Genomic DNA, 12,025 nt, shown 5'->3' with positions numbered 1-12,025 from the left:
AGCCGGGCTGCCGGGGCTTGTGACCCCGGCTTGGCTCAGGGCCGCGCGGAAATACGGAATTGCGGGACAGCTCGAAGCCGGTTTTCGCTGTCATCTGCCGGCATCGTTACGCGAACCTCGCCCAACATGCAGGTGACTGCGGAAATCGACTGATACAGCCGCGGCGCCCGGCATTCTGCCTGACGCGCTTGTGCAGAGGGGCACCTTGCGGCGCCCCTCGGCATTATACGGTGGCGGAATCGGCCCTTAACGAAAAAGGCCGCTCCCCCACCCTGACGATCAGCCCTTCTGGGCGGCAGCCACCTGGGCGGCCACTTCAGCAGCGAAGTCGTCCTGCTTCTTCTCGATGCCCTCGCCCACCACGTACAGGGTGAAACCCTTCACCGTGGTGTTGACGGCCTTCAGCATCTGCTCGACGGTCTGCTTGTCGTTCTTCACGAACGGCTGGTTGAACAGCGAGACTTCCTTCAGGTACTTCTGGACCGAGCCTTCGACCATCTTGGCGACGATCTCGGCCGGCTTGCCCGACTCGGCAGCCTTCTGCTCGGCGATGCTGCGCTCCTTGGCGATCAGCTCGGCGGGCACCTGGTCCGACGACAGCGACACCGGCTTCATGGCGGCCACGTGCATGGCCACGTCCTTGGCGGCGGTTTCGTCGCCGTCGAACTCGACCATCACGCCGATGCGCGTGCCGTGCAGGTACGACACCAGCTTGCCGCCATTGGCGTAGCGGGTGAAGCGGCGGATCGTCAGGTTCTCGCCGATCTTGCCGATCAGCGCGGCACGGGTGGTTTCCACCGACACGCCGTCGATTTCCAGCGCCGACAGGGCAGCCACGTCAGCCGGGTTCTGCTTGGCGATCAGTTCGGCGACCTTGGCCGAGAAAGCCAGGAAGTCGTCGTTCTTCGACACGAAGTCGGTTTCGCAGTTCAGCTCGACCAGGACGCCGGTCGTGCCGTCGATGTACGAGGCCACCACGCCTTCGGCGGTCACGCGCGACGCAGCCTTGCTGGCCTTGTTGCCCAGCTTGACGCGCAGCAGCTCTTCAGCCTTGTCCAGGTCGCCATTGGCTTCCGTCAGGGCCTTCTTGCATTCCATCATCGGCGCGTCGGTCTTCGCGCGCAGTTCTGCAACCATGCTTGCGGTAATTGCCGCCATTTGTCACTCCTTGATTGGTTCGGGCCGATGTCCCGCCTGCTTCCGGGACACCCGCCGGTGTCTGATCAACTTGGGTCCGGCTCACCCGCGGCGAATCGTATTCGCGGCGGATGACAACAAAGTCAGTTTCAGCTTGCGGCGCACTGCGTTTCGCAGTTTGCAAAAAGGGGGCGCCAGAAGTGCCCCCTTTTCCATGTGCCGCAAGGCGGGCGCCGGCGGCCGGTGTACCCCGGCCTCAGGCGCCAGCGGACAATCAGCCTTCCTGGACTTCGACGAATTCGTCGCCGCCACGTGCAGCCTCCACCACTTCCTGAACCGCATTGGCGCGGCCTTCCAGGATGGCGTCGGCCACGCCGCGCACGTACAGGGCCACGGCCTTGCTCGAGTCGTCGTTACCCGGGATCACGTAATCGATGCCTTCCGGCGAGTGGTTCGTGTCAACCACGCCGATCACGGGGATGCCCAGCTTGGCGGCTTCCGTCACGGCGATCTTGTGGTAGCCCACGTCCACCACGAAGATGGCGTCAGGCACGCCGCCCATGTCCTTGATGCCGCCGATGGACTTTTCCAGCTTGGCCATCTCGCGCTCGAACATCAGCGCTTCCTTCTTGCTCATGGTGTCCAGCGCGCCGGCTTCCTTGGCGGCTTCCATGTCCTTCAGGCGCTTGATCGAGATCTTGACGGTCTTGAAGTTCGTCAGCATGCCGCCGAGCCAGCGGGCGTCGACGTAGGGCATGCCAGCGCGGCCAGCTTCTTCAGCCAGGATTTCGCGCGATTGACGCTTGGTACCCACGAAAAGCACGCTACCGCGGTTTGCTGCCAGTTGACGCACGTACTTCATCGCGTCCTGGAACATCGGCAGGGTCTTTTCGAGGTTGATAATGTGGATCTTGTTGCGATGACCGAAGATGAAGGGGGCCATCTTCGGGTTCCAGAAGCGGGTTTGGTGGCCAAAGTGGCAACCGGCTTCCAGCATTTCGCGCATAGTCACGGACATGAGAGGTACTCCAATAGGGTTAGGTCTGAAGTCCGCCCCGACATTCCTGAAAAGGAACACCCCGGATGGGCGGACCAGCGATTTACTAATAAAATTTGCTTCCCGACCCGCCACCGGCATCAGCCAGCAGCAAGTCAGCCCGCGATTGTAGCAACAAAATGGCGTCGGGCTCAAGCCCTGTCTGGCCCCTCGCGCACCCGCCAGCCCGCCAATTCTTGGCCCGGGCGCCGCCAAATCCCTGCTTTCGGGGCGCGATGGTGCGATAATCCCACTTTGCGAATCGATTACCGGCGCGGCCCGCGGCCCCGCCGTCACTTATTTCTGGCGAAGCAGCATGAGCATCCACCTGAATACCGCCGAAGACATCGCCCAAATGCGCGTGGCTTGCCGCCTTGCCTCCGAGGTCCTCGACTACATCACGCCCCATATCGTCCCCGGAGTGACCACGGGCGAACTCGACAAGCTCTGCCACGCCTATATGCGTGACGTGCAAGGCACCGTGCCGGCGCCGCTGAACTACGCGCCGCCGGGCTACCCGCCCTTCCCCGGCGCGATCTGCACCTCGGTCAACGACGTGATCTGCCACGGCATTCCGGGCGACCGCGTGCTCAAGAGCGGCGACGCGGTGAATCTCGATATCACCGTAATCACGAAGGAAGGCTATTACGGCGACACCAGCCGCATGTTCATCGTGGGCGAGGGTTCGATCCTGGCCAAGCGCCTGGCGCAGGTTACCTACGAGTGCATGTGGAAGGGTATCCAGCAAGTGCGCAATGGCGCACGCCTGGGCGATATCGGCCATGCCATCCAGGTGCACGCCGAAGCTTCCGGCTACAGCGTGGTGCGCGAGTACTGCGGCCACGGCATCGGCAAGGTGTTCCACTCGGACCCGCAGGTGCTGCACTATGGCCGCCCCAACACGGGCACCGAGATCAAGTCCGGCATGATCTTCACCGTCGAGCCGATGATCAACGCCGGCAAGCGCGACATCCGCACCATGCCCGACCAGTGGACCGTGAAGACGCGTGACCGCAGCCTGTCCGCGCAGTGGGAGCACACCGTGCTGGTGACGGACACCGGCTTCGAGGTGCTGACGCTGTCGGCCGGCTCGCCCGTGCCGCCGGCCTTCATTACCGAACCCGTCGCGGCCTGACGCCGCGTTGACCGCCAGGGCGCCGACCGCGGCGCCCTTTCTACTTCCAGCCGTGCCCGCGACCCACACCGCCCCCACCATGGACACCACGCCGGAACTCCTGCTTTGCCAGCGCATCCGCGACAAGCTGCGCGCCGACAAGCAAGCGCTCTTCGCCGAATTCGACGCGCACAATCAGGTCAATCCGCTGGTCACGCGGCTGCGCCGTGCCGTGGATGCCGCGTTGATCGATGCCTGGACCGGCCTGGAGTTGCCCGCCAGCGCCGCGCTGGTGGCGGTGGGTGGCTATGGCCGTGGCGAGCTGTTCCCGCATTCCGACGTGGACGTGCTGCTCCTGCTGCCGGCCGAGCCGGACGCGGAGATGGCGGGCAAGCTGGAGCGCTTCATCGGCCTGTGCTGGGATCTGGGACTCGAGATCGGCTCGTCGGTACGTACCGTCGACGACTGCCTGCGCGAGGCGGCGGGCGACATCACCATCCGCACCTCGCTGCTCGAAGCGCGCCTGCTGATCGGCAACAAAGCACTGTTCGCCGACATGCACCGGCGCTATCTGGCGGACCTCGACGCCGCCGACTTCTTCCAGGCCAAGCTGCTGGAAATGCGCCAGCGCCACGCCAAGTACCAGGACACGCCCTACGCGCTGGAGCCCAACTGCAAGGAAAGCCCGGGCGGCCTGCGCGACCTGCAGGTCATCCTGTGGATGACGCAGGCGGCGGGCCTCGGCGACAGCTGGAAGGAATTGTTCGAGCGCGGCCTGCTGACCGAGCGCGAGGCGCAGGAACTCACCCGCAACGAGCGCCTGTTGCGCACGATTCGCGCACGGCTGCACCTGCTGGCCGGCCGCCGCCAGGACGTGCTGGTGTTCGACCTGCAAACCGCGCTGGCCGAGTCCTTCGGCTATCGGCAGACCACGCACAAGCGCGCCAGCGAACAGTTGATGCGCCGCTTCTACTGGGCCGCCAAGGCGGTGACGCAGCTCAACAGCGTACTGCTGCTCAATATCGAGGCGATGCTGTTTCCGAGTGAATCGAAGGTCACACGCGTGATCAACGACCGCTTCGTGGAACGCCAGGGCATGCTGGAAATCACCAGCGACGACCTGTACGAGCGCGATCCGCACGCAATCCTGGAGACCTTCCTGCTCTACGAGCGCACGCCGGGCGTGAAAGGCATCTCCCCCCGTACGCTGCGCGGGCTCTACAACGCGCGCACGGTCATGGACGCGAGCTGGCGCAACGATCCCGAGAACCGCCGCCTGTTCCTGGCCATCATGCAGGAGCCGCARGGTATCACCCACGCGCTGCGGCTGATGAACCAGACCAGCGTGCTGGGCCGCTACCTGATCAATTTCCGGCGCATCGTCGGCCAGATGCAGCACGACCTRTTCCACGTCTACACCGTGGACCAGCACATCCTGATGGTGGTGCGCAATATCCGCCGCTTCGCCATCGTCGAGCACACGCACGAGTTCCCGTTCTGCAGCCAGTTGATGGCCAGCTTCGACCGCCCGTGGGTGCTCTGGGTGGCCGCGCTGTTCCACGACATCGCCAAGGGCCGGGGCGGGGACCACTCCAAGCTCGGCACCGTCGATGCGCGCCGCTTCTGCAAGCAGCACGGCATTTCGCGCGAGGACACCGACCTGATCGCCTGGCTCGTCGAGCATCACCTGACCATGAGCCACGTGGCGCAGAAGCAGGACCTGACCGATCCGGACGTGGTCAAGGCCTTCGCCGGCGTGGTGGGCAATGAACGCTACCTGACCGCGCTCTACCTGCTGACCGTGGCCGATATCCGCGGCACCAGCCCCAAGGTGTGGAATGCCTGGAAGGGCAAGCTGCTCGAAGACCTGTACCGCATCACGCTGCGCGTGCTCGGCGGCGCGCAGCTCGACCCGCATTCGCTMTGGGCCCAGCGCCGGGACGACACCATCGCCCAGTTGCGGCTCAAGGCGTTCGACCCCGAACTGGGCAGGCCGCTCTGGGACAAGCTCGACGTCTCGTTCTTCCTGCGCCACGATGCCCGCGACATCGCCTGGCTCACGCGCCATCTGTTCAACAAGGTGGATAGCGACGCGGCGGTGGTCAAGGCACGCATCTCGCCGGCTGGCGAGGGCCTGCAGATTGCCGTCTACGTCAAGGACCAGCCTGACCTCTTCGCGCGCATCTGCGGCTATTTCGAACGAAAGGCGTTCTCGATTCAGGACGCCAAGATCCACACCACACGCCACGGCTACGCGCTGGACACCTTCCAGGTGACCGACCCTGGCCTGGCGGGCGACTATCGCGACATCCTCGCGTTGGTCGAACACGAACTGGCGGAACGGCTGCGGCTGGAGTGCCCGCTGCCCGATCCGGCGCAGGGCCGGCTGTCGCGCCAGTCGCGCAGCTTCCCGATCAAGCCCCGCGTGGACCTGCGGGCCGACGAGCGCGGGCAGTTCTACCTGCTGTCCCTGTCCGCCAACGACCGAACCGGCCTGCTCTACGCGATCGCCCGCGTACTGGCCCAACATCGCGTGTCCGTGCATTCGGCGCGCATCAACACCCTGGGGGAGCGCGTCGAAGACGTGTTCCTGGTCGATGGCAGCCGTCTTGCCGCCGACAACCGATTGCAGATTCAGCTTGAACAGGATTTGCTCGACGCGCTAGCCATCTGATGGCAATGCGGGTCGGGCAAACGCAACGATATGACAGACAGCAAAACGCCCGGCCGCAAGACGCTGGGCATCAAGACCGCCACGTCCACCTCGGACGCGCCGCGCAAGCCCACCCGCCCGGTGCGCGTCTCCGACCTGAACCGCAAGCGCGTGCAGGACGTGGTGACGGGCATCAAGGAGGCGCGGGAACGCGCGGGCGAGCGCAACAAGCGCAAGGCCGCTCCCGCCGAGGGCGCCGCCCGGCCTGATCGGGCGGATCGTGGAGAGCGCCCGGCGCGCCCTGCCCGTCCGCGCCCCGAGGGGGATCGGCCGCCGCGCCGCTATGGCGACGACGAGCGACGCCCGCCGCAGCGTGGTTTCAGCGGCGATGACCGCCGTCCGCCCCAGCGTGGCGCCGGTGGCGACGACCGTCCGCCCCGCCCCCGTCGTTTTGGTGACGACGAAGCCCGTCCGCCGCGCCGCTATGGCGATGACGAACGCCGCCCGCCGCAACGTGGCTTCGGCGGCGATGATCGCCGTCCGCCCCAGCGCAGCTTCGGGAACGATGATCGCGGTGCGCCGCGTCCCCGCCGTTTCGGCGATGACGAGGCCCGCCCGCCGCGCCGTTATGGCGATGACGAGCGCCGCCCGCCGCAACGTGGCTTCGGCGGCGATGATCGCCGTCCCCCGCAACGTGGCTTCGGCGGCGACGACCGCCGCCCGCCCCAGCGCAGCTTCGGCAACGATGATCGCGGCGCGCCGCGTCCGCGCCGTTTCGGTGACGATGAAGCCCGCCCGCCGCGCCGGTATGGCGATGACGAGCGCCGCCCGCCGCAGGGTGGTTCCAGCGGCGATGACCGCCGCCCCCCGCAACGCGGCTTCAGCGGCGATGACCGCCGTCCCCCGCAGCGTGGTTTCAGCGGCGACGACCGCCGTCCGCCCCAGCGCAGCTTCGGCAATGACGACCGCGGCGCGCCGCGTCCGCGCCGTTTCGGTGAGGACGAAGCCCGCCCGCCGCGCCGTTATGGCGATGACGAGCGCCGTCCGCCGCAGCGTCGTGCCGATGGCGATGACGCGCGCCGTCCTGCCGCGCCGACCCGTCGCTTCAGCGACACCGCCGATCGTGCGCGTCCGGTGCGACCCGAGCGTCCGGCGCCCCGCGCCGAGGCGCGCGAGCCGGTCCGGCAGCAGGCGGAGGCCAACGACGACGGTCTCATCCGCCTGTCCAAGCGCATGTCGGAGCTGGGCCTCTGCTCGCGCCGCGAGGCCGACGAGTGGATTCCGCGTGGCTGGGTGCACGTGGACGGCAAGGCCGTGACCGAACTGGGTTCGCGCGTCCGCCCCGACGCCGAGATCGAGATCCTGCAGGCCGCCCGCTCCGAACAGGGCGAGCGCGTGACCGTGCTGATCAACAAGCCTGTCGGCTATGTCTCAGGTCAGGCCGAAGACGGCTACGAGCCGGCCGCCGTGCTGTTCGCGCCCGAGAACCAGTGGGCCGAAGACCCCACCCGCAAGCGTTTCCAGCCGTGGCAGCGCAAGAACCTGGCCCCGGCYGGCCGTCTCGATATCGACTCCACCGGCCTGCTCGTGCTGACGCAGGACGGCCGCGTGGCACGCGCGCTGATCGGCGACGACTCGAATGTGGAGAAGGAATATCTGGTCCGCGTGGTCTGGGAATCGCCGGAAGGTCCGGTCGAGCGAGACATCAGCACCGTGTTTCCGGCCGAGGAGATCGAGCGGCTGCGCCACGGCCTGTCGCTCGACGGCGTGCCGCTGAAGCCCGCCAAGGTGAGCTGGCAGAACGAGGAGCAGCTGCGCTTCGTGTTGCGCGAAGGCCGCAAGCGCCAGATTCGCCGCATGTGCGAGCAGGTTGGCCTGCGCGTGGTGGGCCTGAAGCGCGTGCGCATGGGCCGCATCGTGCTGGGCGACCTGCCGCCGGGCCAGTGGCGCTTCCTGGGGGCGTTCGAGAAGTTCTGACGTCAGGTTGCGCCTCCCTCGCCGGCAAGCGGTGAGGGAGGCCAGCCGCCTCAATCGTCGTAGTTCGCCGGCAGCTCCGGGAACAGCACCTCGGTGAAGCCGAAGCGCGTGAAGTCCTTCACCCGCATCGGGTACAGCACGCCGATCAGGTGGTCGCACTCATGCTGCACCACGCGCGCATGGAAGCCATCGGCCACCCGCTCGATCGGGTTCCCCATCGGGTCGAATCCCGAATACTTCAGTCGGGCATGGCGCGGCACCACGCCTCGCAGCCCCGGCACCGACAGGCACCCTTCCCAGCCCTCTTCCATCTCGTCGGAGAGCGGTTCCAGCACCGGATTGATCAGCACCGTCTTCGGCACCATCGGGGCGTCCGGATAGCGCGGGTTGCTGTCGAAGCCGAAGATCACCACCTGCAGGTCCACGCCAATCTGCGGCGCGGCCAGGCCGGCGCCGTTGGCGTGCGCCATCGTGTCGAACATATCGTCGATCAGCACGCGCAGCTCGGGCGTGTTGAACGCAGTCACGGGCCGCGCCACCTGCGTCAGGCGCGAATCTCCCATCTTCAAAATGTCACGGATCATTGCGCGTCCTCCGGTTGTGCGCCCGTGGCGTCGGCCAGTAGCGCCAACATGCCATCCTCGTCGATCACCACCACGCCGAGCGCCTGCGCCTTTTCGAGCTTGCTGCCCGCCTCGGCGCCAGCCACCACGTAGTCGGTCTTCTTCGACACCGAGCCGGCCACCTTGGCGCCGGCCGCTTCCAGCCGCGCCTTGGCGTCCTCGCGCGAAAGCGTCGGCAGCGTGCCGGTCAGCACGAAGGTCTTGCCGGCCAGCGGCAGCGGCGCGCGGGCCGCAGGCTCGCTCTCCGGCCAGTGTACGCCGGCGGCGCGCAGYTGCTCGACCACCTCCACGTTGTGCGGCTCGCCCAGGAAGTTGGCGATCGACTGCGCCACCACCGGCCCGACGTCGTTGACGTCGAGCAGCGCGGCCTCGTCGGCGGCCAGCAGGTTGTCCAGCTTGCCAAAGTGCTTGGCGAGATCCTTGGCCGTGGCCTCGCCCACGTGGCGGATGCCCAGCGCGAAGATAAAGCGGTTCAGCGTGGTGCTGCGCGACTTGTCGATGGCGGCCACGAGGTTCGTCGCCGACTTGTCGGCCATCCGGTCCAGCGCGGCCAGCTTGGCTACGCCGAGCTTGAAGAGGTCCGCCGGGGTGCGGACAATGCCCAGATCGACCAGTTGCTCCACCACCTTGTCGCCCAGGCCCTCGATGTCCATCGCACGGCGCTGGGCGAAGTGCAGCAGCGCCTGCTTGCGCTGCGCGGCGCAGATCAGGCCGCCGGTGCAACGGGCGATGGCCTCGTCCTCCAGCCGCTCCACGTGCGAGCCGCACACCGGGCAGGTGGTCGGCATGACGAACGCGCGCGCGTCAGCCGGGCGCCGTTCCAGCACCACGGCCACCACCTCGGGAATCACGTCGCCGGCTCGGCGCACGATCACCGTATCGCCGATATGCACATCCTTGCGACGGATCTCGTCCTCGTTGTGGAGCGTGGCGTTGGTCACGGTCACGCCGCCCACGAACACCGGCGCGAGCCGCGCCACGGGCGTGATGGCGCCCGTGCGGCCCACCTGCACCTCGATGTCCTCGACGGTCGTCGTCATCTCCTGCGCCGGGAACTTGTGCGCCAGCGCAAAGCGCGGCGCGCGCGAGACGAAGCCAAGCTGCTCCTGCTCGGCAATCGCGTTGACCTTGTAGACCACGCCGTCGATGTCGTACGGCAGCTGGTCGCGGCGCGCGCCAATATCGCGATAGAAGGCCAGCAGGCCCTGCGCCCCCTTCACCACCTGGCGCTCGGTGCAGACCGGCAGGCCCAGCCCGGCAAAGCCGTCGAGCATTACGCTGTGGGTGGCGGGCCGGTCCGCGCCCTGCAACTCGCCGATACCGTAGGCGAAGAAAGACAGCGGGCGCTTGGCCGTGATGCGCGGATCGAGCTGCCGCAGGCTGCCGGCGGCCGCGTTGCGCGGATTGACGAAGGTCTTCTCGCCGGCCTCGGCCTGGCGCGCGTTGAGCTTGTCGAACTCGGCGCGGTACATGAAGACCTCGCCGCGCACTTCCAGCACGGCCGGCGCCTTGCCGCGCAGCTTCAGCGGAATCGCCTTGATGGTTCGCACGTTGACGGTCACATCCTCGCCGGTCTCGCCGTCGCCGCGCGTGGCGGCCTGCACGAGCTTGCCGTCCTCATAGCGCAGCGACATGGCCAGACCGTCGAACTTCAGTTCGCAGGCGTATTCCACGGCCTGATCGGTCGCCTCGGCGGCGCTGAACAGGTCGTCAGCCGGCGCGGGCGCGGCGGCGGTCCGGCCCAGCCCCTGGGCGCAGCGGCGGTCGAAATTGACGACGTCCTCGTCGGCGAAGCCGTTATTCAGCGACAGCATCGGCACGCGATGCCGCACGGAGTCGAACGCGGACAGCGGCGCGCCGCCCACGCGCTGCGTGGGCGAATCRTCGGTCAGCAAGTCGGGATGCTCGGTCTCCAGCGCCTGGAGTTCGCTGAACAGCGCATCGTACTCGGCGTCCGSAATCGACGGATCATCGAGCACGTAATACTGGTAGGCGTGGCGATCGAGTTCATCGCGCAGCCATTGCACGCGCGCGGTGGCGGCGGCGTCGGCCGGCAACGCGCCGGGGGGCGCGGAGGCCGGAGCCTGCGCGCCCTGAGTCTTGGCGGTCATGGCAGGCTTCCTTACAGGCTGAACAGGCGCTGGGCCGCCGATGAGCCGGCGGGCATGCCGCGCGCCTCGAGCTTCTCGTACAGCTTTTCGAGCTGGGCGAAGATCGCCACGAACGAAGCCTCGGTCAGCGGCCGCATGTTGTCGTCCACGAGCTGGGCGCCCATGCGCTGGGCGAGGCTGTAGCCGTACTCGCACACGGTCTTGAACGGCTTGACGGCCTGCGCGGCCTGCGGCACGTCCAGCAGCAGCGTGATCTGGCGGCCGGCGTTGACGGTCAGGTCATCGCGCAGGAAGTTCGTGTCGCCGAACTGGAGCGTGAACAGCGGCTTCTGCACGCCATCGGCGCCCGGTTCATAGCGGATGAAGCGCGTGCCGTCGCGAGACAGCACCAGCCCGTCCTGCGTGGCCACGGTCTGCACATAGGCGGCCGACCACGGCGCGCCATCGGAAATCACGTTCACGCCAAGCTGCACGTCGGCGCCGGCGGCAAAGCCGTCCAACTCGCGGGCGTTGGCGACGGTCTCGGTCATGTCGGGGAGGTCTGCCGATGCATCGAGCGCCTCGGCCAGCGCCTCCACGGCATTGACGAATTCGGAGAACTCCAGCGCGTTCAGCGGGCCGCTGCGGTTGGCCAGCTGCACGGCGACCTGGATGTCCTCGTACTGGTGGCCGGCAGTCACCGGCTCCCAGGCGTTGGCTTCGGCACGCAGGCCCTCGATATGGACCTGCTTGGTCCCGGCGCGGCGCAGCCGGCCCGTCAGCGGCAGGATGCGGTCGCCAGACGCCTTGCGTTCAAGGTGCATCGGCACGATGCAGTCGATCAGCGGGTCGATCACCGCCTGGGCCGGCTGGCCGTCCATCCCAGCGGGGGCGGCCTCCGGGGCGGCGGGCTTCGGCGCGGGCGCCGCCACGGTGGCGGTTTGGGCCTGATCGCTGTCCTCGTCGGCTTGCTCATTCCGGCTGGCAGGCTGCGCCATGGCCGGCGATGCCGCCACGGCCACTTCGTCGGCGACGATCTCGTCCGCATCGGCCGAACCTGCGGCTGCATGCGCGGCGGCGGTGGCAGTGGCTACCTCGGCGTCGTGCTTCGACTCCTGCCGGGTGGCTGGCTTCACCTCAGGCCTGGCCATCTTGCCAGCCTCGCCYAGCGTGGGCTCGCGCCGGGCGATGTGCTCGGGCGGCAGCTCCTGCAGCTTGGCGGCCGTCTCGGGATGCACGGTCTTGCCCACCACCGGCTCGCGCATGGGCGGCAGGTCGTCGTCAGGCATCAGCGGCCGCACGCGGCGCGCCTTGTGGATCTGCCAGCGGTTGTACGCCACCAGCAACAGCAACAGGATGACACCGGCGATGATCAGAGCGTTTTGCAGTTCCATC

The 12,025-nt window shown here is 67.5% G+C and carries 8 protein-coding genes; 3 read left to right on the top strand and 5 right to left on the bottom strand.

Annotation, left to right across the window (positions count from 1 at the left end; genetic code table 11):
- Positions 1 to 279: 279 nt before the first annotated feature.
- Positions 280 to 1,158, bottom strand: a complete 879-nt coding sequence (gene tsf / locus AB4Z27_RS20755; protein WP_092297613.1) for a translation elongation factor Ts — start codon at positions 1,156 to 1,158, stop codon at positions 280 to 282.
- Positions 1,159 to 1,411: 253 nt separating this feature from the next.
- A complete protein-coding gene (rpsB, locus tag AB4Z27_RS20750; RefSeq protein ID WP_092297610.1) occupies positions 1,412 to 2,155 on the bottom strand; it encodes a 30S ribosomal protein S2 in 744 nt (247 codons plus the stop codon).
- A 334-nt stretch (positions 2,156 to 2,489) separates the two neighbouring features.
- On the opposite strand from rpsB, the gene map reads away from it, so the two are divergent.
- From map to AB4Z27_RS20735, 3 genes are all read left to right on the top strand, one after another.
- Positions 2,490 to 3,308: a type I methionyl aminopeptidase gene (map, locus tag AB4Z27_RS20745; protein ID WP_092297607.1), complete on the top strand. Its 819-nt coding sequence runs from the start codon at positions 2,490 to 2,492 to the stop codon at positions 3,306 to 3,308.
- Between the two features lie 79 nt (positions 3,309 to 3,387).
- Positions 3,388 to 5,961 carry a [protein-PII] uridylyltransferase gene (locus tag AB4Z27_RS20740; protein ID WP_092297604.1) on the top strand — a complete coding sequence of 858 codons (2,574 nt, stop codon included), beginning with the start codon at positions 3,388 to 3,390 and terminating at the stop codon, positions 5,959 to 5,961.
- A 30-nt stretch (positions 5,962 to 5,991) separates the two neighbouring features.
- Entirely contained in the window at positions 5,992 to 7,917 is a 1,926-nt protein-coding gene (locus AB4Z27_RS20735) for a pseudouridine synthase (RefSeq protein WP_441590801.1), read from the top strand.
- Positions 7,918 to 7,967: 50 nt separating this feature from the next.
- Here AB4Z27_RS20735 and def read toward each other — a convergent pair whose 3' ends face one another.
- Genes def through AB4Z27_RS20720 form a run of 3 tightly spaced genes read right to left on the bottom strand, consistent with a single transcriptional unit; the run spans position 7,968 to position 12,024 of the window.
- Complete coding sequence (gene def / locus AB4Z27_RS20730) at positions 7,968 to 8,501, bottom strand: peptide deformylase (protein ID WP_092297601.1); 534 nt, start codon at positions 8,499 to 8,501, stop codon at positions 7,968 to 7,970.
- Positions 8,498 to 10,651, bottom strand: coding sequence for an NAD-dependent DNA ligase LigA (gene ligA, locus AB4Z27_RS20725; protein ID WP_441645142.1), 2,154 nt, complete (start codon positions 10,649 to 10,651; stop codon positions 8,498 to 8,500). Before ligA ends, def begins: the two co-directional genes overlap by 4 nt.
- An 11-nt stretch (positions 10,652 to 10,662) precedes the next feature.
- Positions 10,663 to 12,024: a cell division protein ZipA C-terminal FtsZ-binding domain-containing protein gene (locus AB4Z27_RS20720; protein ID WP_441590799.1), complete on the bottom strand. Its 1,362-nt coding sequence runs from the start codon at positions 12,022 to 12,024 to the stop codon at positions 10,663 to 10,665.
- Position 12,025: the final 1 nt, after the last annotated feature.

Source organism: Cupriavidus sp. KB_39, assembly GCF_052114485.1.
Classification (GTDB): Bacteria; Pseudomonadota; Gammaproteobacteria; order Burkholderiales; family Burkholderiaceae; genus Cupriavidus.
Note: the sequence above shows the minus strand (reverse complement) of the source record. Positions and strands in the feature narration are given on the sequence as shown.